The sequence below is a fragment of the Streptomyces sp. NPDC127119 genome (assembly GCF_042677425.1).
Classification (GTDB): Bacteria; Actinomycetota; Actinomycetes; order Streptomycetales; family Streptomycetaceae; genus Streptomyces.
The window spans coordinates 30762-55736 of the sequence record NZ_JBHXTO010000009.1 but is presented as its reverse complement, the minus strand read 5'-3'; the positions used below and the strand labels follow the sequence as shown (position 1 = coordinate 55736).

Annotated in this window: 17 protein-coding genes and 1 tRNA gene; 1 reads left to right on the top strand and 17 read right to left on the bottom strand. The window is 67.0% G+C overall.

The window, feature by feature from the left end; translation table 11 throughout:
• Nucleotides 1-4 precede the first annotated feature (4 nt).
• The 17 genes from ACFVH5_RS07010 to ACFVH5_RS06930 all read right to left on the bottom strand — a co-directional run bounded on the left by ACFVH5_RS07010 (nt 5) and on the right by ACFVH5_RS06930 (nt 23355).
• A complete protein-coding gene (locus ACFVH5_RS07010) occupies nt 5-3124 on the bottom strand; it encodes a glycosyl hydrolase 115 family protein (protein WP_385832551.1) in 3120 nt (1039 codons plus the stop codon).
• 285 nt (nt 3125-3409) lie between these two features.
• Nucleotides 3410-4603: an elongation factor Tu gene (tuf, locus tag ACFVH5_RS07005; RefSeq protein ID WP_107020991.1), complete on the bottom strand. Its 1194-nt coding sequence runs from the start codon at nt 4601-4603 to the stop codon at nt 3410-3412.
• Nucleotides 4604-4773: 170 nt separating this feature from the next.
• Nucleotides 4774-6903 (bottom strand): elongation factor G, encoded by a 2130-nt coding sequence (gene fusA, locus ACFVH5_RS07000; RefSeq protein ID WP_107020990.1) that lies wholly within the window; start codon nt 6901-6903, stop codon nt 4774-4776.
• A gap of 39 nt (nt 6904-6942) precedes the next feature.
• Nucleotides 6943-7413: a 30S ribosomal protein S7 gene (gene rpsG, locus ACFVH5_RS06995; RefSeq protein WP_081218873.1), complete on the bottom strand. Its 471-nt coding sequence runs from the start codon at nt 7411-7413 to the stop codon at nt 6943-6945.
• A gap of 2 nt (nt 7414-7415) precedes the next feature.
• On the bottom strand, nt 7416-7787 hold the full coding sequence (rpsL, locus tag ACFVH5_RS06990) for a 30S ribosomal protein S12 (protein WP_003948652.1): 372 nt from the start codon (nt 7785-7787) through the stop codon (nt 7416-7418).
• A gap of 291 nt (nt 7788-8078) precedes the next feature.
• A complete protein-coding gene (locus ACFVH5_RS06985) occupies nt 8079-8633 on the bottom strand; it encodes a DUF1707 and DUF4190 domain-containing protein (protein ID WP_385832550.1) in 555 nt (184 codons plus the stop codon).
• Between the two features lie 205 nt (nt 8634-8838).
• Nucleotides 8839-12738 (bottom strand): DNA-directed RNA polymerase subunit beta', encoded by a 3900-nt coding sequence (locus ACFVH5_RS06980; protein ID WP_385832549.1) that lies wholly within the window; start codon nt 12736-12738, stop codon nt 8839-8841.
• Nucleotides 12739-12839: 101 nt separating this feature from the next.
• The gene (rpoB, locus tag ACFVH5_RS06975) at nt 12840-16325 is read right to left on the bottom strand and encodes a DNA-directed RNA polymerase subunit beta (RefSeq protein WP_384801190.1); all 3486 of its coding nucleotides are present in this window, start codon (nt 16323-16325) and stop codon (nt 12840-12842) included.
• 624 nt (nt 16326-16949) lie between these two features.
• Nucleotides 16950-17330, bottom strand: a complete 381-nt coding sequence (gene rplL / locus ACFVH5_RS06970) for a 50S ribosomal protein L7/L12 (protein ID WP_107020986.1) — start codon at nt 17328-17330, stop codon at nt 16950-16952.
• Between the two features lie 110 nt (nt 17331-17440).
• Complete coding sequence (rplJ, locus tag ACFVH5_RS06965; RefSeq protein WP_107020985.1) at nt 17441-17971, bottom strand: 50S ribosomal protein L10; 531 nt, start codon at nt 17969-17971, stop codon at nt 17441-17443.
• A 287-nt stretch (nt 17972-18258) separates the two neighbouring features.
• Nucleotides 18259-19116 (bottom strand): DUF1396 domain-containing protein, encoded by an 858-nt coding sequence (locus ACFVH5_RS06960; protein ID WP_385832548.1) that lies wholly within the window; start codon nt 19114-19116, stop codon nt 18259-18261.
• Nucleotides 19117-19336: 220 nt separating this feature from the next.
• Nucleotides 19337-20257 carry a hypothetical protein gene (locus tag ACFVH5_RS06955; protein ID WP_385832547.1) on the bottom strand — a complete coding sequence of 307 codons (921 nt, stop codon included), beginning with the start codon at nt 20255-20257 and terminating at the stop codon, nt 19337-19339.
• Nucleotides 20258-20481: 224 nt separating this feature from the next.
• A complete protein-coding gene (gene rplA / locus ACFVH5_RS06950) occupies nt 20482-21207 on the bottom strand; it encodes a 50S ribosomal protein L1 (RefSeq protein ID WP_107020982.1) in 726 nt (241 codons plus the stop codon).
• Nucleotides 21208-21283: 76 nt separating this feature from the next.
• A complete protein-coding gene (gene rplK, locus ACFVH5_RS06945) occupies nt 21284-21718 on the bottom strand; it encodes a 50S ribosomal protein L11 (protein ID WP_267028676.1) in 435 nt (144 codons plus the stop codon).
• A gap of 193 nt (nt 21719-21911) precedes the next feature.
• Nucleotides 21912-22808, bottom strand: a complete 897-nt coding sequence (gene nusG, locus ACFVH5_RS06940) for a transcription termination/antitermination protein NusG (protein WP_385832546.1) — start codon at nt 22806-22808, stop codon at nt 21912-21914.
• 77 nt (nt 22809-22885) lie between these two features.
• Nucleotides 22886-23173, bottom strand: coding sequence for a preprotein translocase subunit SecE (secE, locus tag ACFVH5_RS06935; protein WP_055610500.1), 288 nt, complete (start codon nt 23171-23173; stop codon nt 22886-22888).
• A 109-nt stretch (nt 23174-23282) separates the two neighbouring features.
• Nucleotides 23283-23355, bottom strand: a tRNA-Trp gene (locus ACFVH5_RS06930).
• Between the two features lie 225 nt (nt 23356-23580).
• On the opposite strand from ACFVH5_RS06930, the gene ACFVH5_RS06925 reads away from it, so the two are divergent.
• On the top strand, nt 23581-24807 hold the full coding sequence (locus ACFVH5_RS06925) for a pyridoxal phosphate-dependent aminotransferase (RefSeq protein ID WP_384801174.1): 1227 nt from the start codon (nt 23581-23583) through the stop codon (nt 24805-24807).
• Nucleotides 24808-24975: the final 168 nt, after the last annotated feature.

The window sequence follows — 24975 nt, the reverse complement described above, 5'->3', positions numbered from 1 at the left end:
GGGCTCAAGGCACGCGCCCACTCTCCCGCGGCCCCAGATACGTCGGCGTCAACCCACCCGTGTCGATCACCAACCGCTGCACCACCACCGTCGGATCGACCGCCCAGAACTTCAACCGGTGCACCCCCGCCGCCCTGATCATGTGGCGCGAAGACGTGCGGTTGACGTTGTCCGATGTGTTGCGGGCCCACTCCATGTTCATCAGCCCGTCGTCGGCCCCGGTCGCCGCGTGGATGTCGACGATCTGCGGCGCGTCCCCGTCGAACGAGATCCCGTACCGCAGCCCGGCGCCCGTCGCCAACGCCGGATTCCGCGGCGACAGGTACGCCCACACGGTCACCACCCCTGCCGACAGCAGACTCACCTCGTACTCCAGCCGCGGTGACGAACTCCCCGGGGACGGGGTCCATCCGGGAGCCGTCACCGGCCACGGCGTCACCCCCGCCCCCGTACGCCCGATCCCGTCGATACGCCGCCACGCCCCCACCGAGCGCGCGAAGTGCTCGGCGTCGACGGCGACATATCCGCCCGCCTCCACGAAGCCCCGCAGCCCGCGCGCCACACGGACCGACGGCTGCTCCGCGATCACCCCGACCTCGACCACCTCCCCCGCCCCCTCCACGGTCACCGACGCCTCCGTCCGCCCCCGCGGAGCCTTCTCCCAGTCCACCGTCAGCACGGCCCGTATCTGCTCCTGGACCCGCCCCCGCGGCCGGTCGACCACGAGCCACGGCACGGACGGCGTGATCCGGTAGTCGAAGGCCGTACGCCCCCGGTTGAACACCTCGATGTACTGGTCGGGCCGCGTCTGGTACGGACTGAAGGCCGGCAACACAGCAGAACCCGCACCCGAATCCGAAGCCGCGCCCGTGCCGCCTCCCCCCGGCCACCACCCCTCCACCCCGTCCACAGCCACCCCCATCCCCGCCCCCGCCGGCACCTCGATCCGCCGTACCGCCGGGAAGATCTCGTCCGGCAGTGCCACGTTGTCCCGCTCGGGCTGCTGCCAGGGCGCGTTCGGGCCGTAGCGCTCCACATCCCCGTACCCGATGTGCGGCTGGGTCTGGAAGCCCCGCCATTTGCCGCCCGCCACCCGCGCGTTGAAGCGTTCGGCGAGCGCGAGGTCCCGGGCGAGCCCCGCCTCCGCCTCGGCCGCGAGGCCGTTCGTCGCGGCCCGGCCCTGCCCGGCGTACAGCAGGTTCGTGAACTCCGCCGCCCGCAGCCCGTACAGGTTGGCCGTCGCCGCCACCTCGTACCCGACCAGCTCGAACCACGCGTCCTGGTCCGCGGCCGGCAGCCGTCGGCCGATCCGCGCCGCCTCCTCGCCCAGCCGCCGCCACTCCTGCGTGACCCCCTCCAGTTCACGGTGGCCGAAGTGGAACGGCGTCTCCTGGTCGTCGTACACGACCCGCCCGTCCACCAGCGTGATCCGGCGGTTCAGCAGTTCGGGCTTGCGCCGCGCCTGGAGCCGCCCGTACGCCGCGAGCACGGACGCGATCGCCGCCGTCTGCCCGTGCGCCTCACCGAAGTTCTGCCGCGCGTACCGCCGTTCCCACTCCCCCAGCCGCTCCAGCGGCCATCGCCCCGGGTCCCACGCGTAGTCGAGGAAGAACTCCGTCGGCAGCTCGTTGCCCTTCAGATCGCCGACGTTCGTGACCCACAGCTCCCGGTTCCCGTACGCGGCGGCCTGATGGAGCTGGTCCCACAGGTTCGGCAGCGAGGTGGTGTCCACCCACTTGTAGTTGCGGCCGACGCCCACATAGTCGAAGTGGTAGTAGAGGCCGTAACCGCCGTCCCGCATCCCCTCCGCCGGATCGGGATGCTTGCGGATGTTGCCCCAGTTGTCGTCCGTCAGTACGACGGTCACGTCGTCCGGCGCCCGCAGTCCGCGGTCCCAGTACCGCTGGACCTCCTTGTAGAGCGTCCAGACCTGCGGGGTCTCGGCGGCGGGCCGGCCGGTGACGTCCTCGATGATCGCCCGCTGCGTCGCGATGATCTCCCGCATCAGCTCGATGCCGTCGCCGTCCGGCAGGCTGGTGTCGCCGTTGCCCCGCATGCCGAGGGTGACGACCCCCTCGAAGTCCTGGCCGACCATCCGCTCGATGCCGTCACGCCAGTACGCCTTGACGGCCTCCGCGTTCCGCCGGAACGACCACTCTCCGGTGCCGCCGTACGGGTCCCGCCCCGGCGTCACGATGTTCCCCGCGCTGTCGCGCACGGCCGGCACGGCATGCCGGTTCCACTCCTCGATGCCCCGCATCATCGGCGCCTCATGAGACGTGCCCATGACAATCCCGTACGCCGAAGCCCGCGCGTGGTTCTCCGGGTCGTCCTCCGCGAACGCCCGCCCCCACACCGCCGGCCACAGATAGTTCGCCTTCAGCCGCAGCAGCACCTCGAAGACCTTCGCGTAGAAGTCCGCGGTGAAGCCGCCGGGGTGACCGGGAGTCTTCCCCGGCCCGAAGTACCCGGGCGCCCAGGTCCCCAGCGCCGGATTCTCGTCGTTGACGAAGACACCCCGGTACTTCACGGCCGGCGTGCCCTGGCTGAAGCGCCCGCGCCGCACGTACACCTCGCTCCGCCGCACCGGCCGCACGTCGTCCCACCAGTACCAGGGCGAGACCCCGATCCCGTACGAGACGTCGTACGCCCCGAAGATCGTGCCGCGCTGGTCGCTGCCGGCGATCACGAACGCCCGCTCCACCCCGGGCATCGGCCGTTCGACCACGGTCTGCAGCGAGGTCTCCCAGCTGCCGCGGATCCCGTCGACGTCGAGCTTCCCGGCCGCGACCAGCCCGTCGATGAGCGCACTGCGCCCGACCGTCCCCACCAGGACCACCTCGCGTGCGACCGAGTCCCCCGGCCGCACCCCCGTGACCCGCTCGATGTCGTCCCGCAGGTCCCCCGCCACCCGTACGACCCCGGGATGATCGTCCTCACCGACCACGACCGGGGCGCCGACGAGCCGAAAGGCCCCGGGCTCCGGCGAGAAGGAGATGTACGCGCCCGGGTTCGGCGAGGTCGGTGACGCGTCCTGCGCCCACGCGGCTCCGGACAGCCCCGACAGCGCGGGCAGCGCGGCCCCCGCTCCCAGAACGGCTCTGCGGCTGACTCCTCCGGACATGCCTCACCCCTCGAAGGTCTCGTCCTGTCGTCCTGTCGTCCTGCCATCCCGAATGCGCTCAGCGGTATGACAAACGGTGACGGGAGTGACCCCTGAGGGGAACGGGTCGTCACCACCGAACACTTTCGTGACGAATCATTTCGACGCGCACACCACGCCCCCGCCGGGCACCGCGGAGCCGGGCACAGCAAAGGGGCCCGCACGACCGAAGTCGTACGGGCCCCTTCAGGAGCTCTGCGTTCTCTGCGGAGCTACCAGGCGTTCAAGCCCAACCAGCAGCCGAGACTACTTGTTGATCTTGGTGACCTGGCCGGCGCCGACGGTCCGGCCACCCTCACGGATGGCGAACTTGAGGCCCTCCTCCATGGCGACGGGCTGGATGAGCTCAACGGTCATCTCAGTGTTGTCGCCCGGCATGACCATCTCGGTGCCCTCGGGAAGGGTCACCACACCAGTCACGTCCGTCGTGCGGAAGTAGAACTGGGGACGGTAGTTGTTGAAGAACGGCGTGTGACGGCCGCCCTCGTCCTTGGACAGGATGTACGCCTGCGCCTCGAACGAGGTGTGGGGCGTGACCGAGCCCGGCTTGATGATGACCTGGCCGCGCTCGACGTCCTCGCGCTTGATGCCACGGAGGAGCAGACCGACGTTCTCACCGGCCTGGCCCTCGTCGAGCAGCTTGCGGAACATCTCGATGCCGGTGACCGTGGTGGTGGTCTTCTCGGTCTTGATGCCGACGATGTCGACGGTCTCGTTGACCTTGAGGACACCACGCTCGATACGACCGGTGACGACGGTGCCACGACCGGTGATCGTGAAGACGTCCTCGATCGGCATCAGGAACGGCTTGTCGACGTCACGCTCGGGCTGCGGGATCGACTCGTCGACGGCCTTCATCAGGTCGAGGACGGACTTGCCCCACTCGGCGTCGCCCTCAAGAGCCTTGAGCGCCGAGACCTTGACGACCGGAAGGTCGTCGCCCGGGAACTCGTACTCGGAGAGGAGCTCACGGACCTCGAGCTCGACGAGCTCCAGGATCTCCTCGTCGTCCACCATGTCGGCCTTGTTCAGGGCGACGACGATGTACGGAACGCCGACCTGGCGGGCCAGGAGCACGTGCTCCTTGGTCTGCGGCATCGGGCCGTCCGTCGCGGCGACGACGAGGATGGCGCCGTCCATCTGCGCCGCACCCGTGATCATGTTCTTGATGTAGTCCGCGTGACCGGGGCAGTCGACGTGGGCGTAGTGACGCGTCTCGGTCTGGTACTCGACGTGCGCGATCGAGATCGTGATACCGCGCTGGCGCTCTTCGGGAGCCTTGTCGATCTGGTCGAAGGCCGAGGCCTCGTTCAGGTCCGGGTACGCGTCGTGCAGCACCTTGGTAATGGCGGCCGTGAGGGTCGTCTTACCGTGGTCGATGTGACCGATGGTGCCGATGTTGACGTGCGGCTTAGTCCGCTCGAACTTTGCCTTCGCCACTGAATCCTCCTGCGGAGTGGTTCTGGTACGCCTTACTCATCGGCGCCAGGGTGATCTTTGCTGGGATGCCGCCCGCCGAGGTCCTCGCCGGTCCGGGACGATTTCTCGTCCCCTGCCGGTTCGCGACCCGGGCGGTCGGTGTCAAGCCTAAAGCGTGTAAACGGTGTGTGTTACTCGCCCTTGGCCTTCGCGATGATCTCCTCGGCGACGTTCCGGGGAACCTCGGCGTAGGAGTCGAACTGCATCGAGTAGCTTGCGCGACCCGAGGTCTTGCTGCGGAGGTCGCCGACGTAGCCGAACATCTCCGAGAGGGGCACGAGGCCCTTCACGACGCGGGCACCGGCACGCTCCTCCATGGCCTGGATCTGGCCACGGCGGGAGTTGATGTCGCCGATGACCTCGCCCATGTAGTCCTCGGGCGTGGTGACCTCGACGGCCATCATCGGCTCAAGGAGCACGGGGCTGGCCTTGCGGGCAGCCTCCTTGAAGGCCTGCGAACCGGCGATCTTGAACGCCAGCTCGGAGGAGTCGACCTCGTGGTAGGCACCGTCGAGAAGCGTGATGCGGACACCCGTCATCTCGTACCCGGCGAGGATGCCGAACTGCATGGCCTCCTGCGCACCGGCGTCCACCGACGGGATGTACTCCCGCGGGATACGGCCACCGGTCACCTTGTTCACGAACTCGTACGCCGGGCCGTCGGCCTCGGTGATGGGCTCGATCGCGATCTGCACCTTGGCGAACTGACCGGTACCACCGGTCTGCTTCTTGTGGGTGTAGTCCACGCGCTCGACGGCCTTGCGGATCGTCTCACGGTAGGCGACCTGCGGCTTACCGACGTTGGCCTCAACCTTGAACTCACGGCGCATACGGTCGACCAGCACCTCAAGGTGCAGCTCGCCCATACCACCGATGATGGTCTGGCCGGTCTCCTCGTCCGAGTGAACCTGGAAGGAGGGGTCCTCCTCCGCGAGACGCTGGATGGCTACACCCAGCTTCTCCTGGTCACCCTTGGACTTGGGCTCGATGGCGACCTGAATGACCGGCGCCGGGAAGTCCATGGACTCCAGGATGACCGGGTTCTTGTCGTCGGAGAGCGTCTCACCGGTGGTGGTCTGCTTCAGACCCATCACGGCGACGATGTCGCCGGCGCCCACCGCCTCGATCTCCTCACGCTTGTTCGCGTGCATGCGGTAGATCTTGCCGATGCGCTCCTTCTTGCCCTTGACGGAGTTCAGCACGGCAGTGCCGGACACCAGGCGGCCCGAGTAGACCCGGACGAAGGTGAGCTTGCCCAGGTGCGGGTCGCTCATGATCTTGAACGCGAGGGCGGACAGCGGCTCGTCCACGGACGGCTTGCGCTTGATGACGACCTCGGGGTCCTTCACGTCGTGGCCCTCGATGGCCTCGACGTCAAGCGGGGTCGGCAGGTAGCGCACGACCGCGTCGAGCAGGGGCTGGACGCCCTTGTTCTTGAACGCGGTGCCACAGAACACCGGGGTGACCGTGGTGCCCTCGGACTTGCCGGACGCGATGGTGATGCGGCGGATCGCGGCGTACAGCTGCTCCACGGAAGGCTCCTTGCCCTCCAGGTACAGCTCCATGATCTCGTCGTCGTTCTCGGCGACCGTCTCGACGAGCTTGCCGCGGTACTCCTCGGCAGCCTCGGCGTGCGTGGCCGGGATGTCGACGACGTCGTACATCTCGCCCTTCTCCGCCTCGGCGGACCACACGAGCGCCTTCATGGTGACCAGGTCGACGACACCCTTGAAGTCGGCCTCGGCACCGATGGGGAGCTGCATGACGATCGGCTGCGCGCCGAGGCGGCCGCTGATCATGTCGACGCAGCGGTGGAACTCCGCGCCGGTCCGGTCGAGCTTGTTCACGAAGCAGATGCGCGGCACGCCGTAGCGGTCGGCCTGACGCCACACCGTCTCGGACTGCGGCTCAACGCCCGCGACACCGTCGAACACCGTGACGGCACCGTCGAGGACGCGGAGCGAACGCTCCACCTCGACCGTGAAGTCCACGTGCCCGGGGGTGTCGATGATGTTGATGGTGTAGTCGTTGTCCTCAAGCGGCCAGTGACAGGTGGTGGCAGCAGAGGTGATCGTGATGCCACGCTCCTGCTCCTGCTCCATCCAGTCCATGGTGGCGGCGCCGTCGTGGACTTCACCGATCTTGTAGCTGACGCCGGTGTAGAAGAGGATCCGCTCGGTGGTGGTCGTCTTGCCCGCGTCGATGTGAGCCATGATCCCGATGTTGCGGACCTTGGCCAGGTCAAGTGAAGTGGTAGCCATAAGGCTTCGGTCTTCTCTCGGTCTCGATGGGGGTAGCGACTACCAGCGGTAGTGCGCGAAGGCCTTGTTGGACTCGGCCATCTTGTGGGTGTCCTCGCGCTTCTTCACAGCGGCACCAAGGCCGTTGGAGGCGTCGAGAAGCTCGTTGAGCAGACGCTCGGTCATGGTCTTCTCGCGACGGGCGCGGGAGTAACCGACGAGCCACCGCAGCGCGAGCGTGCTGGCGCGACCGGGCTTGACCTCGATCGGGACCTGGTACGTCGCACCGCCGACTCGGCGGGACTTGACCTCAAGCGTCGGCTTGATGTTCTCCAGAGCGCGCTTGAGCGTGATGACCGGGTCGTTGCCGGTCTTCTCGCGCAGGCCCTCCATGGCGCCGTACACGATGCGCTCGGCGGTGGAGCGCTTGCCGTTCAGCAGCACCTTGTTGATCAGGGAGGTCACCAGAGGGGAACCGTAGACCGGGTCGATGATGACCGGGCGCTTCGGGGCGGGGCCCTTACGAGGCATTTCTACTTCTCCTTCTTGGCGCCGTAGCGGCTGCGGGCCTGCTTGCGGTTCTTGACACCCTGGGTGTCGAGAGAACCGCGGATGATCTTGTAGCGAACACCGGGCAGGTCCTTCACACGGCCGCCGCGCACGAGCACGATCGAGTGCTCCTGCAGGTTGTGTCCCTCACCCGGAATGTAAGCAGTGACCTCGATCCCGCTGGTCAGACGCACACGCGCGACCTTACGCAGGGCCGAGTTCGGCTTCTTCGGGGTGGTCGTGAACACACGCGTGCAGACGCCGCGACGCTGGGGCGAACCCTCGAGTGCGGGCGTCTTGTTCTTCTCGACCTTGTCCTGCCGGCCCTTCCGGACCAGCTGCTGGATCGTAGGCACTACTTCTCCGGTTTCTGTGTGCCGAATGGTGAAGCTAACCTGGAACACCGCCGACCCACGCGGTCGGGTGTGTCGAACACTGCAGATTCCCGCCGCGAAGCGGGAGGGGCGCAGATTGCGGTGGCCGGTGATGACTCCCCTAGTGCGGTTGAAGGCACGCACGGGAGCCAGGGCACACCCCAGGCACAAGGTCTGAGCGTACCTACCTCATAGGCTGCGGTCAAAACAAATGGACCGCACTAGCATCACTGAGCGGACCATGCCAAGCCGCAGCCCTCTTCACGATCTTCGTCAGGACGTCACCACGGCGACGAACAGCAAGGTCACCAGCAGTGCCCAGCCCACGGTGGACAGCCAGCCGAAGACCAGCCCCGTGAGCGCGAGACCTTCGCCACCCTCGCCCGTGTGCCGCATCTCGGAGCGGGCGCTGTGGCCCAGGATCACCGCCGGAATCCCGGTGAGCCCGACGGTCACCAGACAGAGCACCCCGCAGATCGCCGCCCCGACGGCCTTCTCGTTCGTCTTCGGCGGCACGGAGACGGGCAGGAACGTCCGTGGCACGGGCCCAGAGACCGCAGGAAGCGGTACGGGTCCCTGCGGGAGGTCGGACACCAGCAGGGCCAGCTCACCCACCGTACGGGCCGCGTAGGCCCGCGCCACCCGCTTCTCGAACTCGGGCTGCTGCATCCGCCCCTCGCCGAAACCGGCTCTGAGCACGTCCACGGCCCGCTCCCGGTCGGCGGTGGACGCGAGCATCGAATGGCCGGCGGCCTGCTGCTCCGGCCAGGGACGCGGCTGATTCCACCCCTGCCCCTGCCCCGGCTGCCACGGCGACGGATACGACACGTGAGCACCTCCCCCGACGACTGGGTCTCCACGGATCTCCATCATGCTCCAACGCGGCAATACGGGCACAGGTTCCCGCACCACTCATGTCAGGAATTCCAGGCACCGCGCGGAGGCACCGGCCGGCCCGGGAACGCCGAAGGGCGGCCACCCCGGAAGGTGACCGCCCTCAGACTCGATCAGGCGCCCTGTTCAGGCGACCCGCCTACTGGTTGTACGGACCGTAGTCGTAGTCCTCCAGCGGAACGGCCTGGCCGGAGCCCGTGCCGAACGGCGAGTAGTCGATGTCGTCGTAGCCGACGGCCGAGTACATCGCGGCCTTGGCCTCCTCGGTCGGCTCGACCCGGATGTTGCGGTAGCGGGACAGACCCGTACCGGCCGGGATGAGCTTACCGATGATGACGTTCTCCTTGAGGCCGATCAGGGAGTCGGACTTGGCGTTGATCGCCGCGTCCGTCAGAACCCTGGTCGTCTCCTGGAAGGACGCCGCCGACAGCCACGACTCGGTGGCGAGCGAGGCCTTGGTGATACCCATCAGCTGCGGACGGCCGGAGGCCGGGTGGCCGCCTTCCTGCACCACACGACGGTTCTCGGTCTCGAACTTCGACCGCTCGACGAGCTCGCCGGGCAGCAGCTCCGCGTCGCCCGACTCGATGATCGTCACACGGCGCAGCATCTGCCGGATGATGATCTCGATGTGCTTGTCGTGGATCGACACGCCCTGCGAGTTGTAGACCCGCTGGACCTCTCCGACCAGGTGGACCTGGACGGCACGCTGACCCAGGATGCGCAGCACGTCGTGCGGGTTGGTGGCACCCACGGTGAGCTTCTGGCCCACCTCGACGTGCTCGCCCTCGCTGACCAGGAGTCGGGCACGCTTCGAGATCGGGAACGCCGTCTCGTCGCTGCCGTCGTCCGGGGTGACGACGAGCTTCTTGGTCTTCTCGGTCTCCTCGATCCGCACGCGGCCGGAGGCCTCGGAGATCGGGGCGACACCCTTCGGCGTACGAGCCTCGAAGAGCTCGACGACACGGGGCAGACCCTGGGTGATGTCGTCACCGGCCACACCACCGGTGTGGAAGGTACGCATCGTCAGCTGCGTGCCGGGCTCACCGATGGACTGGGCGGCGATGATGCCGACCGCCTCACCGATGTCGACCAGCTTGCCGGTGGCCAGCGAACGGCCGTAGCACATGGCGCAGGTACCGACGGCGGACTCGCAGGTCAGGACCGAGCGGGTCTTGACCTCCTTGATGCCGTGCTTGACGAGCTCGTCGATGAGGACGTCGCCGAGGTCGGTGTTGGCCGGGGCCAGCACCCGCCCGTCGACGGTGATGTCCTCGGCCAGCGCACGTGCGTACACGCTGGTCTCGACGTTCTCCGCCTTGCGCAGCACGCCGTCGGCGCCGACCTCGGCGATCTCCAGGCGCAGACCGCGGTCGGTGCCGCAGTCCTCCTCGCGGATGATGACGTCCTGCGAGACGTCCACCAGACGACGGGTGAGGTAACCCGAGTCGGCGGTACGCAGGGCGGTGTCCGCCAGACCCTTACGGGCACCGTGCGTGGAGATGAAGTACTCCAGCACGGACAGGCCCTCACGGAAGGACGCCTTGATGGGACGAGGGATCGTCTCGTTCTTGGCGTTCGACACCAGACCACGCATACCCGCGATCTGACGCATCTGCATCATGTTTCCGCGAGCACCGGAGTTCACCATCATCGAGACCGGGTTGGTCTTCGGGAAGTTCGCGTTCATCGCCTCGGCGACCTCGTTGGTCGCCTTGGTCCAGATCGCGATGAGCTCCTGCGTGCGCTCGTCCTTGGTGATCAGACCGCGCTCGTACTGCTTCTGGACCTTCTCGTCCTGGTCCTCGTAGCCCTTGACGATCGCGCGCTTCGCGTCGGGAACGACGATGTCGGAGATGGCCACGGTGACGCCGGAACGGGTCGCCCAGAAGAAGCCGGAAGCCTTCAGGTTGTCGAGCGTCGCCGCCACGATGACCTTGGGGTACCGCTCGGCGAGGTCGTTGACGATCTCGGAGAGCTGCTTCTTGCCGACCTCGTAGTCGACGAACGGGTAGTCCTCGGGCAGCAGCTCGTTGAAGAGCGCGCGGCCCAGGGTGGTGTTCAGGCGGAAGGTGTCACCCTGCTGCCACTCCGGGTCGCCCTCCTCGCGGGCCGGCGGGGTCCAGCCGCGCGGCGGGATGGTGCCCACCGGGAAGCGGATGTCCACGCGCGACTGCAGCGAGAGCTCGCCGGCGTCGAACGCCATGATCGCCTCGGCCGAGGAGCCGAAGGACCGGCCCTCGCCCTTGACGTCCCGCAGTTCGCCGTCGGTGGTGAGGAAGAACAGACCGAGGACCATGTCCTGGGTCGGCATCGTCACCGGACGGCCGTCGGCGGGCTTGAGGATGTTGTTCGAGGACAGCATCAGGATGCGGGCCTCGGCCTGCGCCTCCGCGGAGAGCGGCAGGTGCACGGCCATCTGGTCACCGTCGAAGTCCGCGTTGAACGCGGTGCAGACGAGCGGGTGGATCTGGATGGCCTTGCCCTCGACCAGCTGCGGCTCGAAGGCCTGGATGCCGAGGCGGTGCAGGGTGGGCGCACGGTTCAGCAGAACCGGGTGCTCGGCGATGACCTCTTCGAGGACGTCGTACACGACCGTGCGGCCGCGCTCCACCATGCGCTTCGCCGACTTGATGTTCTGCGCGTGGTTCAGGTCCACCAGGCGCTTCATCACGAACGGCTTGAAGAGCTCCAGCGCCATCGCCTTCGGCAGACCGCACTGGTGCAGCTTGAGCTGCGGACCGACGACGATCACGGAACGCGCGGAGTAGTCCACGCGCTTGCCGAGGAGGTTCTGGCGGAAACGACCCTGCTTGCCCTTGAGCATGTCGCTCAGGGACTTCAGCGGGCGGTTGCCGGGACCGGTGACCGGGCGACCACGACGACCGTTGTCGAAGAGGGCGTCCACGGCCTCCTGGAGCATGCGCTTCTCGTTGTTCACGATGATCTCGGGCGCGCCGAGGTCGAGAAGCCGCTTCAGACGGTTGTTGCGGTTGATCACACGGCGGTACAGGTCGTTCAGGTCGGAGGTCGCGAAGCGGCCACCGTCCAGCTGCACCATCGGGCGGAGGTCCGGCGGAATGACCGGGACGCAGTCGAGGACCATGCCCTTGGGGCTGTTGGACGTCTGCAGGAACGCGGACACGACCTTCAGCCGCTTCAGCGCACGGGTCTTCTTCTGGCCCTTGCCGGTACGGATGATCTCGCGGAGGCGCTCGGCCTCTTCGTCGAGGTCGAAGGACTCCAGGCGCTTCTGCAGCGCCGCGGCACCCATCGATCCGTCGAAGTACGTACCGAAGCGGTCGCGCAGCTCGCGGTAGAGCAGCTCGTCACCTTCGAGGTCCTGGACCTTGAGGTTCTTGAAGCGGGTCCACACCTCGTCGAGACGGTCGATCTCGCGCTGCGCACGGTCGCGCAGCTGCTTCATCTCGCGCTCGGCGCCTTCGCGCACCTTGCGGCGCACGTCGGCCTTGGCGCCCTCGGCCTCAAGCTCGGCCAGGTCGGTCTCGAGCTTCTTGGCGCGGGCCTCAAGGTCGGAGTCGCGACGGTTCTCGACCTGCTGACGCTCGACGGAGACGTGCGCCTCCAGCGAGGGCAGGTCACGCGTACGACGCTCGTCGTCGACGTACGTGATCATGTACGCGGCGAAGTAGATGACCTTTTCGAGGTCCTTCGGGGCGAGGTCGAGCAGGTAGCCCAGCCGCGACGGAACGCCCTTGAAGTACCAGATGTGGGTGACGGGAGCGGCCAGCTCGATGTGACCCATCCGCTCACGACGCACCTTGGCGCGAGTGACCTCGACGCCGCAGCGCTCGCAGATGATGCCCTTGAAGCGGACGCGCTTGTACTTACCGCAGTAGCACTCCCAGTCCCGGGTCGGACCGAAGATCTTCTCGCAGAAGAGTCCGTCCTTTTCGGGCTTGAGGGTGCGGTAGTTGATGGTCTCCGGCTTCTTGACCTCACCGTGGGACCACTGACGAATGTCGTCAGCGGTAGCAAGGCCGATCCGCAGCTCGTCGAAGAAGTTGACGTCGAGCACTTGTCGTCAATCCCTCTTTCGGGGTCGATTCTTCACTGGTCTGACTGGGGTCCGGGGTTGGTTAGCCGGGGCTCGTGTTCAGCGAGCCCCGGCCAGACCCGTCAGACCTCTTCGACGCTGCTCGGCTCGCGCCGGGACAGGTCGATACCGAGCTCCTCCGCGGCGCGGAAGACGTCCTCGTCCGTGTCGCGCATCTCGATGGACATGCCGTCCGAGGACAGCACCTCCACGTTGAGGCAGAGCGACTGCATTTCCTTGATGAGCACCTTGAAGGACTCGGGAATGCCGGGCTCAGGAATGTTCTCGCCCTTGACGATGGCCTCGTAGACCTTCACGCGGCCGGTCACGTCGTCGGACTTGATGGTCAGCAGCTCCTGGAGGGCGTAAGCGGCGCCATAAGCCTCGAGCGCCCACACCTCCATCTCACCGAATCGCTGGCCACCGAACTGGGCCTTACCACCCAGCGGCTGCTGGGTGATCATCGAGTACGGACCGGTCGAGCGGGCGTGCAGCTTGTCGTCGACCAGGTGGTGGAGCTTGAGGATGTACATGTAGCCGACCGAGACCGGCTCCGGGAACGGCTCGCCGGAGCGGCCGTCGAACAGCGGCGCCTTACCGGTCGGGAGCACCATGCGTGAGCCGTCGCGGTTCGGGATCGTGTGCTGCAGCAGACCGGCCAGCTCGTCCTCACGCGCACCGTCGAAGACGGGGGTGGCGACGTTGGTACCGGGCTCCACCTTGTCGGCCTCGATGGCCTGGAGGCGCTGCGCCCACTCCTCGCCGAGCCCGGAGACGTCCCAGCCGCGGCTGGCGAGCCAGCCGAGGTGGATCTCCAGGACCTGTCCCGGGTTCATTCGGGACGGGACACCCAGCGGGTTGAGGATGATGTCGACCGGCGTGCCGTCCTCAAGGAAGGGCATGTCCTCGATCGGAAGGATCTTGGAGATGACACCCTTGTTGCCGTGCCGGCCGGCGAGCTTGTCGCCGTCCGTGATCTTGCGCTTCTGCGCCACGTAGACACGAACCAGCTGGTTCACGCCCGGCGGCAGCTCGTCGCCCTCTTCACGGTCGAAGACGCGGACGCCGATGACCTTGCCGATCTCGCCGTGCGGCACCTTCAGCGAGGTGTCGCGCACCTCGCGCGCCTTCTCACCGAAGATCGCGCGGAGCAGGCGCTCCTCCGGGGTCAGCTCGGTCTCGCCCTTGGGCGTGACCTTGCCGACCAGGATGTCACCGGCGACGACCTCGGCACCGATACGGATGATGCCGCGCTCGTCGAGGTCGGCGAGGACCTCCTCGGAGACGTTCGGGATGTCCCGGGTGATCTCCTCGGGGCCGAGCTTGGTGTCACGGGCGTCGACCTCGTGCTCCTCGATGTGGATCGAGGAGAGGACGTCGTCCTGCACGAGGCGCTGCGACAGGATGATCGCGTCCTCGTAGTTGTGACCCTCCCACGGCATGAAGGCGACGAGCAGGTTCTTGCCCAGCGCCATCTCGCCTTCCTGGGTGGCCGGGCCGTCGGCGAGCACCTGGTGCTCGATGACCCGGTCGCCCTCGTTGACGACGACCTTCTGGTTGACCGAGGTCCCCTGGTTGGAGCGGGAGAACTTGGCCACCCGGTAGGTGGTGTAGGTGCCGTCGTCGTTGGCCACCGTGACGTAGTCCGCGGAGACCTCCTGGACCACACCCGACTTCTCGGCCTTGATGACGTCACCGGCGTCGACGGCGCAGCGGTACTCCATGCCCGTACCGACGAGGGGGGCCTCGGCGGTGATCAGCGGCACGGCCTGGCGCATCATGTTCGCGCCCATGAGGGCACGGTTGGCGTCGTCGTGCTCCAGGAACGGGATCATCGCGGTCGCGACGGACACCATCTGGCGCGGCGAGACGTCCATGTAGTCGACGTCGTCACCGGGGACGTAGTCGACCTCTCCGCCACGGCGGCGGACCAGGACGCGGGCCTCGTTGAACCGCATGTCGTCGTTGAGCACGGCGTTGGCCTGCGCGATGACGAAGCGGTCCTCCTCGTCGGCGGTCAGGTAGTCGACCTCGTCGGTGACGACACCGGCGGTGACCCGTCGGTACGGCGTCTCGACGAAGCCGAACGCGTTGACCCGGCCGTAGGAGGCGAGCGAGCCGATCAGGCCGATGTTCGGGCCTTCGGGGGTCTCGATCGGACACATGCGGCCGTAGTGCGAGGGGTGCACGTCACGGACCTCGAAGCCGGCCCGCTCACGGGAGAGACCACCCGGGCCAAGCGCCGACAGACGGCGCTTGTGGGTGAGACCCGACAGCGGGTTGTTCTGGTCCATGAACTGCGACAGCTGGCTGGTGCCGAAGAACTCCTTGATGGAGGCGACGACCGGCCGGATGTTGATCAGGGTCTGCGGCGTGATCGCCTCGACGTCCTGGGTCGTCATGCGCTCGCGGACGACTCGCTCCATACGCGCCAGACCCGTACGGACCTGGTTCTGGATGAGCTCGCCCACGTTGCGCAGACGGCGGTTGCCGAAGTGGTCGATGTCGTCGGTCTCGACGACGATCGAGGTGCCGTTGTTCCCGACGGTCTCGGTCTCACCGGCGTGCAGCTTCACCAGGTACTTGATCGACGAGATGATGTCCTCGACGGTCAGGATCCCGGCGTCGAGCGGCGCTTCGCCGCCCAGCTTCTTGTTGACCTTGTAGCGGCCGACCTTCGCGAGGTCGTAGCGCTTGGGGTTGAAGTAGAGGTTCTCAAGCAGCGTCTGCGCGGCCTCACGGGTCGGCGGCTCGCCCGGACGCAGCTTGCGGTAGATGTCGAGCAGCGCGTCGTCCTGGCCCTGGGTGTGGTCCTTCTCCAGGGTGGCGCGCATGGATTCGTACTCGCCGAACTCCTCGAGGATCTGCTCGGTCGTCCAACCGAGAGCCTTGAGCAGGACGGTGACGGACTGCTTGCGCTTGCGGTCGATGCGGACACCGACCATGTCGCGCTTGTCGATCTCCATCTCCAGCCAGGCACCCCGGGACGGGATGACCTTCGCGGAGAAGATGTCCTTGTCGGACGTCTTGTCGATGGAGGAGTCGAAGTAGACACCCGGCGAACGGACCAGCTGCGACACCACGACACGCTCGGTGCCGTTGATGACGAAGGTGCCCTTGTTCGTCATGAGCGGGAAATCACCCATGAAGACGGTCTGGGACTTGATCTCGCCGGTCTCGTTGTTGGTGAACTCGGCGGTGACGAAGAGCGGTGCGGCGAACGTGAAGTCGCGCTCCTTGCACTCGTCGATCGAGTTCTTGGGAGGCTCGAAGCGGTGGTCGCGGAACGTCAGGGACATCGACCCTGAGAAGTCCTCGATCGGGGAGATCTCCTCGAAGATCTCCTCCAGACCGGACTTCGTGGGGACGTCCTGTCCACTGTCCAGAGCCGCCTCGACACGAGCCTTCCACGCGTCGTTGCCGAGCAGCCAGTCAAAACTTTCGGTCTGCAGCGCAAGAAGGTTCGGAACCTCGAGGGGCTCCTTGATCTTTGCAAAGGAGATGCGCAGCGGGGCGGTGCTGGCGCCGTTGTTCGTATTCGCGGTCGAGGCAGTGCGCGAGGCGGCCAAGAGGGGGTCCTTCCGAGGGCTCGGACTCACTACGCGCGTACCGGTCCCAAGCGGGGCCCCAGGACGAACGTCTCCCGATCCGGTCGAATACGACCAGGTCAGAGTCAGTTCCATCCACGGTGCTCAAGCGAGGGTATGCCCCTGGTGACGGGCAGGAGGCAGCTAACAGGCAGCGCAAAGGGTCAGTGTAGCCACTAGGCCCACTGATGTCCAGTGCGGGTTTTTGAAGACCCTCGTTGTTCTCAACCCCTGCTGCAAGCCACGCCCTCGATGCACATCGATACTGCCCTCTTCGCCGCCGATCCATGCCTCGGATCCGGATCGTTGTGACGACGCGTCCTGAGAATTGCGCGCTGCGTGCGGTTCGTCAAGGCCCCCCAAGCCCGAACCGGGTGCTGCCACCGTCACTTGCAACCTGTCTTGCAGCCCGTCACGGGCGGCTGGAGGCACGAACGAAGATCACCATACTCGTCGCGACCTACAGCGCAAGGCAGTCGCCGCACGGCCCCCTCGAACGCCGAAGAGCGACCACCCAGATGGGTGATCGCTCTTCGGTGCGTCAGCGTTACACCGCTACGAAAGCGGCTCTACGCGGCCCGCAGGAGTCCTGGCGGACTCGTCGGGTCACTTGACCTCGACGGAGGCGCCGGCGCCCTTGAGGGACTCGGCAGCCTTCTCGGCGGCGGCCTTGTCGACCTTCTCCAGGACGGGCTTCGGAGCGCCGTCGACGAGGTCCTTGGCCTCCTTCAGACCCAGCGAGGTGAGCTCACGCACGACCTTGATGACCTGGATCTTCTTCTCGCCGGCACCCGTGAGGATGACGTCGAACTCGTCCTGCTCGGCCTCGGCCTCGGCCGGGGCGGCAGCGGCGGCGGGGCCGGCGGCGACCGCGGCGGCGGCGGTGACGTCGAACTTCTCCTCGAAGGCCTTCACGAACTCGGAGAGCTCGATGAGGGTGAGGTTCTCGAACTGCGCGAGCAGCTCTTCCTGGGACAGCTTCGCCATGATGGCGTCCTTCCACTCATTCGGCAGGTGCCGGGATGTACTGGTGAGGCGGGCGTACGTTCGGCCCGCTGCGACCGTCGCCTCAGGCGGCGGTCATTGCGCGAGCCGAGTTACTCGGCACCGCCCTGCTCTTCGAGCTTGACGCGAAGCGCCTCCGCGGTGCGGACGAACTTCGACGGGAGCGCCTGGAAGAGGGAGGCAGCCTGGGACTGCTTGCCCTTCATGGCACCCGCCAGCTTGGAGAGCAGAACCTCGCGGGACTCGAGGTCCGCAAGCTTCTTGATCTCGTCGGCGGACAGCGCCTTGCCGTCAAGGACACCGCCCTTGATGACGAGGTTGGGGTTGTCCTTGGCGAAGTCACGAAGACCCTTCGCCGACGTCACCGGGTCACCGGAGATGAAGGCAACCGCTGTCGGACCGTTGAACAGGTCGTCGAGCGTGGAGATCCCGGCCTCGTTGGCCGCGATCTTGGTCAGCGTGTTCTTCACCACGGCGTACTGGGCGTCTTCACCGAGCGAACGACGCAGCGTCTTGAGCTGCGCCACGGTGAGACCCCGGTACTCGGTCAGCACAGCGGCGTTCGAGCTACGGAACTGGTCCGCGAGCTCGGCTACCGCGGCAGCCTTGTCGGGCCTTGCCATAAGCGTGGCCTCCTTCCGGGTGATGAGGACCGCTCAGAAGGAGACTGGGAAAACGAAACGCCCCGGCGCAGGCGCACGGGGCGTGGCTCTACCAGACGGAATCCGTACGAAGTACGGGACTGTCCGGGAGCTCATCCACAGTCACCTGCGCGGGTCGTCCGCAATTCAGCGGATCCTTCGGTCACCGCGTCCTCTGACGAGAGCACGGCAACGACCAGCGGTCTTTGGCTTCTGTGGAAGATTACGTGAACGGGGCACTGTCAAGCAAATCCATGCCCCCGGGGCCGTCAGCCCTTGAGGTCGCCCATCATCTCGGCCAGGTCCATGACGTCCTTGGCCGGCGGGGCCTCGACGGTCACGGGCTTGTTGTAGTCGAGGAAGGTGATGGTCATGTCGAGCTTGCCCTTGTCGGCGTCGCCCTGCATGCGGAACTGCTTGGTGTGGTCCTCGCCGTCGACCCACATGTCCATCGTGAGCGCGTCCAGGCCCAGCTTCTCGTACTGCTCAAGGCTCTTCTCCCGCTTCTCACGGGTGGCCTTGCTCTCGCTCTTGAGGGACTTGCGGAACTCGTCGAGGGTGACCGTGCCCTTGTAGTGGGTGGTCTCGACGCCCTCGACCTTCTCGCTGCCGACCTTCTTCACGTCCTTGGAGCCGGTGAGGAAGGTGGACTCCTGCGCCGGGTTCTTGTCGGCCGTCCCGGCGCCCGGGGCCCCGCCCCCGCCCAGCGCGTCGTCACCGAGCGTGGACATGTCGAACTTGATCCAGCTCTTGCCGTCCATCTCCTTGGCCGCCGCGGCGCCCCCGCCGATGTACATCGCCTTGTCGACCAGGCGGATCTCGGCGTTGCCGTCCTTCCCCTGGTCGAGGGCGGTCATCTTCATGCTCATGGCGACGTCGGGCTTCATGCGCATCTGGGCCTCGGCCTTGATGCGCCCCTCCTCCGGAGTCCTGCCGGTCATCCGGTAGCTGAGGGAGGTGATGTCCTCGGTCTTCTTCGCCGCCTTGGCGACGGCCGCGGCGGGCGTCATCTCGGGGGACTCCTCGTCCCCCTTGGAACAGCCGACGGCACCCCCGCCGAGGACGAGCGCGGCGACGACCGCGCCGGTCGCCTTGTGGCGTACGGATGTGCGCACAGAAAGCTTCATGGTCCCCCCAGGAACAAATGAGCGATTCACAGACAAGCCGCGAGCGTATCCCAGCGGGGTTCAGACAGTCCTCCGAGTTGTCACGTGACCTGTGTGACGCCTGTGACGCGTGTGATGCCTGTGGCTTTCGGGGAGGGAGGCCGGGCGGGGGCCCAATCCGGCCGGGCGGGCGGGGGCCGGGGATGGGGCTGGAGTCCGGCCGGGGGGCCGCCGGGCGGCGTCAGCCCGTCGGCCGGCTCCGCACCAGGTCCTTGAAGTCCGCGGTGTCCCCCGCCGCGGGCTCGTCGGCGGCGACCTCGACGCCGTAGTCGCTGTAGTACGCCGTCGAGGACATCGAGCCGGTCGCCAGCTCGCCCTTCTCGGCCTTCTTGACCAGCAGGTCCTTGTCGTTCACCCAGATGTCGATGGTCTCGGTGGTCACGCCCGCCTGCTCCAGCTGGCTCTTCAGATCGGCCAGTTGACTCGCGGAGAGGGACGAGTTCCGGCCCGCGAGATCCGCGACGTCGACCGTGCCCGAGTAGTGCGTGGTGTCCTCGCCGCGCACCTTCTCCTCGCCGACCTTCTCGACGTCCCCGGAGGCCAGCAGCAGCTTCACCGACTGGTTCGGCGTGGTGTTCTGCATCTGGTCCTTCATGTACGCGCCCGAGCCGCCGGCGAGCTTCGCCAGGTCGTCGTAGTCGTACTTGATCCAGTGCTTGCCGCCGGACTGCTCGGCGAACTTGTCGCCCATCTTCGCGTAGTAGGCGTCCGGCAGATAGCGGGCCTCCATGGAGGTGGTGCCCAGCTGGCGCATCTGGTCGGCCATCGTGCCGCCGGTGTACGTGATCGTCAGATTGCCGGTGAGCCCGTCGGCCCAGCCGAGAGCCCCGTCCGCCTTCATCGACATCATCGTGCCCATGGTCGTGGTGGACTCGACCTTGGCGGAGTCGGCGCCGCCGGTGCTCTTCTCCACGGACCGAAGGGCCACGATCGCGTCCGTACGGGTCCTGGCCTCGCCGGCGCCCTTGCCGTCCGCCGCCGAACCCTCGCCGTCCCCTCTGGAACCCCCGTCGGAGCCCGAGCCGCTACAGGCAGCGGCTCCGGTCAGGGCGGCCGCCACCGCTATCGAGACGGTCACCCGGCGCACGATCGAGTTCATCATTCGTCCCCCTATGCGATTCCTGTGCCTCGCACGCTAGCGCAGGCCACCGACATCCGACCCGGAAACGGGCACCGGGTACCGGGCGCCGGGCGGCGGTCACCGGGCGGCGGGGCGCCAGGCGCCGAGAACCGGCGCCGGACACAAAGACGGGCCCCGCACCTCGAAAGGTTGCGGGGCCCGTCCTGAAATCGCGTCTGCGACGCGGCTACCGGTGAGCGTCAGGCTCAGACGGCGGCCGGGTCCTCCTCGACGAGGAGGTTGCGGGTGCGGTTCGAGTCCAGCGTGATGCCGGGGCCGATCGTGGTGCTGATCGTGGCCTTCTTGATGTAGCGACCCTTGGCGGCCGACGGCTTCAGACGAAGGATCTCGTCGAGCGCGGCGCCGTAGTTCTCCACCAGCTGCGTGTCGTCGAACGACGCCTTGCCGATGATGAAGTGCAGGTTCGAGTGCTTGTCGACGCGGAACTCGATCTTGCCGCCCTTGATCTCGGTCACGGCCTTGGCCACGTCCGGGGTCACGGTGCCCGTCTTCGGGTTCGGCATCAGACCACGCGGGCCGAGGACACGGCCCAGGCGGCCGACCTTGCCCATGAGGTCCGGGGTGGCGACGACGGCGTCGAAGTCCAGACGCCCCTTCGCGACCTCGTCGATGAGTTCGTCGGAACCGACGATGTCGGCGCCGGCGGCAGTCGCGGCCTCGGCACGGTCACCGGTCGCGAAGACCAGGACCCGGGCGGTCTTGCCGGTGCCGTGCGGGAGGTTCACGGTGCCGCGGACCATCTGGTCGGCCTTGCGCGGGTCGACACCCAGACGGAAGGCGACCTCGACGGTGCCGTCGAACTTGGAGGTGGAGGTCTCCTTGGCGAGACGGACGGCTTCGAGCGGGGCGTACTGCTTCTCCCGGTCGATCTTGGCGTCCGCAGCGCGGAGAGACTTGCTGCGCTTGCTCACTACTGCTCCTGTGTGCTCTGAGGAGTCGTGGTAGGGGCCGAGCAGGCCCTGCCACGGTGTTCTGCAGGGGTGGGGATCAGCCCTCGACCGTGATGCCCATGGAACGGGCGGTGCCGGCGATGATCTTCGACGCGGCGTCCAGGTCGTTGGCGTTGAGGTCGGCCAGCTTGGTCGTGGCGATCTCGCGGACCTGGGCCTGGCTGATCTTGGCGACCTTGGTCTTGTGGGGCTCGCCGGAGCCCTTCTCGACACCAGCGGCCTTGAGGATCATCTTCGCGGCCGGCGGGGTCTTGGTGATGAAGGTGAAGGAGCGGTCTTCGTAGACCGTGATCTCCACCGGGATGACCCAGCCGCGCTGCGACTCGGTCGCCGCGTTGTAGGCCTTGCAGAACTCCATGATGTTGACGCCGTGCTGGCCCAGTGCGGGGCCGACCGGCGGCGCCGGGTTGGCCGCACCGGCCTGGATCTGGAGCTTGATAAGCCCCGTGACCTTCTTCTTCTTGGGAGGCATTGCTCTCTCCGGGTCCTAGTGAGAGTTTCCGGCCATCCAATCCGGATCATCCGGATGGAGGCATACCGCACAACGATAACGGGTATCGGTGCGCAGCCTAAAACCGAGCAGGTCAGACGGTCCCCCGCAAGCGGGAGATACCCCCAGCGAGAGTCTGTCTGACCTGGTCGGAAGCGTACGGTCCGAAAGAACGTCAGTTCTTCTGGATCTGGTCGAAGCTGAGCTCCACCGGAGTCTCGCGGCCGAAGATCTCGACGAGGCCCTTGACCTTCTTCGAGTCGGCGTTGATCTCGTTGATGGTCGCCTGCAGCGTCGCGAAGGGGCCGTCGGTGACGGTGACCGAGTCGCCCACCTCGAAGTCCAGCACCTGGACCTCGAGCTTGCGGGACGGCGCCGGCTTGCCCTCGGCCTCGGCGGCCTCGCGGGCTGCCTTCTCCTCGGCCTCGGGGGCGAGCATCTTGACGATCTCGTCCAGCGTCAGCGGGTACGGGTCGTAGGCGTTGCCCACGAAGCCGGTGACGCCAGGGGTGTTGCGGACGACACCCCAGGACTCGTTCGTCAGATCCATGCGCACCAGCACGTAGCCGGGGAGCTTGTTCTGCTTGATGGTCTTGCGCTCGCCGTTCTTGATCTGCGCGACCTCTTCTTGCGGCACCTCGGCCGCGAAGATGAAGTCCTCGACGTTCAGCGAGACGGCACGCTGTTCGAGGTTGGTCTTCACGCGGTTCTCGTAACCGGCGTACGTGTGGATGACGTACCACTCGCCGGGCAGCGAACGGAGTTCCTCACGAAGGGCGGTGACGGGGTCGACCGGCTCGGCCTCCTCCGCCTCCTCCTCGTCGGAGTCGGCACTCTCGTCCTCGTCGGTCGCGGCGTCGGTGTCCTCGTCGGAGGCGGTCGGAGCGGTGTCGCCCTCGCCGTCCTCACCGGACTCGTCCTCGACGTGCAGCGCGGCCTCTTCGGCGGGCTCGCCCGCCGCGGCGTCGGCAGCCTCGACCTCGTCCTCGACGTCCGCGCCCTCGACGATGTCGAGTTCGTCGTCACGGGACTCGACCGACTCGACGGCATCGTTCAGGTTCGGGTCAGACACGGTGGCTGCTTCTTCCTGGATCATGGGGGTGGAACACGCGAAAGCGGGCGCCGGGTACGGCGCCCTTCGCGCTTGGCCTAGCCGAAGACGTACTTGGCGGCCTTGTCGAGTCCGAAGTCAATCACAGTCACCAGACCGATCATGATGACAACGAACACAATCACCACTGTGGTGTACGTCGTCAGCTGATTACGGGTCGGCCAGACAACCTTGCGGAGCTCCGCGACGATCTGGCGGTAGAAGAGGGCAAGGCGCTTCAGCGGGCCCTTCTTGGCACGCTTACCGCCCTTGCGGCCCTTCTTCTGGGACTCCGGCGCCTCATCCTGGGCATCAGGCATGTCGATGGAGCCCACGGCGTCCGTCACTCGTCCTCACCTGATTCCGGGTCGTGGCCGTGCCGCGCCCGGTGTGAGCCGCACGGCGGTGCAATGCAGTACGTACATGTGCACACATCCTGGTGAAAGGAGTGTGTAGCAGGGCCGGAGGGACTTGAACCCCCAACCGCTGGTTTTGGAGACCAGTGCTCTACCAATTGAGCTACGACCCTTTGCTTCCCCCACAACGTACCGCATCCGCCCGGGTGCTCGGAGTGCACCGGAAGAGCGCGGCCGGTGAAGGCCAACGAGGTGAGAGTGTACGTGGTCGGCGGCCGGTCGTCGAACAGAAAGTGTCCGTAAGGACTTTGTGCGTACCCGGCCCCGGGTTCGTCCGGCGTTGCCCAGTCTGTGAAACCAGTGTGCCGGGGACGTTTCCGGTCTGAAACGATGGGCCCATGAGCGCTGCAATCCCTCCCACCGAGCGCCGGGTCTCCGCCCGAGTCGGCGCGATCTCCGAGTCCGCCACCCTCGCCGTGGACGCCAAGGCCAAGGCCCTGAAGGCCGCCGGACGTCCGGTGATCGGCTTCGGCGCCGGTGAGCCCGACTTCCCGACCCCGGACTATGTCGTCGAGGCCGCCATCGAGGCATGCAAGAACCCGAAGTACCACCGCTACACGCCGGCCGGCGGCCTTCCCGAGCTGAAGGCGGCGATCGTCGCCAAGACGCTGCGTGACTCCCACTACGAGGTGGACGCCTCCCAGGTCCTGGTGACCAACGGCGGCAAGCAGGCCATCTACGAGGCGTTCGCCGCGATCCTCGACCCGGGCGACGAGGTCATCGTCCCGGCCCCCTACTGGACGACGTACCCCGAGTCGATCCGTCTCGCCGGCGGTGTCCCGGTGGACGTCGTCGCGGACGAGACGACCGGCTACCGCGTCTCGGTCGAGCAGCTGGAGGCGGCCCGTACGGAGAAGACCAAGGTCGTCCTCTTCGTGTCGCCCTCCAACCCGACCGGTGCCGTCTACAGCGCCGAGGACACCGAGGCCATCGGCCGCTGGGCCGTCGAGCACGGCCTGTGGGTGATGACGGACGAGATCTACGAACACCTGGTCTACGGGGACGCGAAGTTCACCTCGCTGCCGGCAGTACTTCCTGAGCTGCGCGACAAGTGCATCGTGGTCAACGGCGTGGCGAAGACGTACGCGATGACCGGCTGGCGGGTCGGGTGGCTCATCGGCCCCAAGGACGTGGTGAAGGCCGCGACCAACCTGCAGTCCCACGCCACGTCGAACGTGTCGAACGTGGCCCAGGCCGCCGCGATCGCCGCCGTCTCGGGCGACCTGACGGCCGTCGCCGAGATGCGCGAGGCCTTCGACCGCCGCCGCCGGACGATCGTGCGCATGCTCAACGAGATCGACGGCGTGCTCTGCCCGGAGCCCGAGGGCGCGTTCTACGCGTACCCCTCGGTGAAGGCGCTCCTCGGCAAGGAGATCCGCGGCAGGCGCCCGCAGACCTCCGTCGAGCTGGCCGCGCTGATCCTGGAGGAGGCCGAGGTCGCGGTCGTCCCGGGCGAGGCCTTCGGCACGCCGGGCTATCTGCGGCTGTCGTACGCGCTGGGTGACGAGGACCTCGTCGAGGGTGTCTCTCGGATCCAGAAGCTCCTGGCGGAGGCCAAGGCCTGAGCCCGCGCACGGCAGTAAGTACTGAACCCGCTCAGATCAGCGGGTGGGGCGGGGGGGCCCCCGCCCCGGCGGGGGGCGCCGGGAGAGGGTGGAGCCGTACGACCGGTTTATGTTCGGGCCCACACACCAGGAGGCGGAGATCGAAGCCAACAGCGCCGCGCGGAGCGC

Coding starts and splice junctions, on each gene's coding strand:
- ACFVH5_RS06955 (WP_385832547.1), bottom strand. CDS start 20,257: ATGATGAACTCGATCGTGCGCCGGGTGACCGTCTCGATAGCGGTGGCG.
- ACFVH5_RS06925 (WP_384801174.1), top strand. CDS start 23,581: ATGAGCGCTGCAATCCCTCCCACCGAGCGCCGGGTCTCCGCCCGAGTC.
- fusA (WP_107020990.1), bottom strand. CDS start 6,903: ATGGCTACCACTTCACTTGACCTGGCCAAGGTCCGCAACATCGGGATC.
- ACFVH5_RS07010 (WP_385832551.1), bottom strand. CDS start 3,124: ATGTCCGGAGGAGTCAGCCGCAGAGCCGTTCTGGGAGCGGGGGCCGCG.
- rplK (WP_267028676.1), bottom strand. CDS start 21,718: ATGCCTCCCAAGAAGAAGAAGGTCACGGGGCTTATCAAGCTCCAGATC.
- rplJ (WP_107020985.1), bottom strand. CDS start 17,971: ATGGCAAGGCCCGACAAGGCTGCCGCGGTAGCCGAGCTCGCGGACCAG.
- rpsG (WP_081218873.1), bottom strand. CDS start 7,413: ATGCCTCGTAAGGGCCCCGCCCCGAAGCGCCCGGTCATCATCGACCCG.
- ACFVH5_RS06960 (WP_385832548.1), bottom strand. CDS start 19,116: ATGAAGCTTTCTGTGCGCACATCCGTACGCCACAAGGCGACCGGCGCG.
- rplL (WP_107020986.1), bottom strand. CDS start 17,330: ATGGCGAAGCTGTCCCAGGAAGAGCTGCTCGCGCAGTTCGAGAACCTC.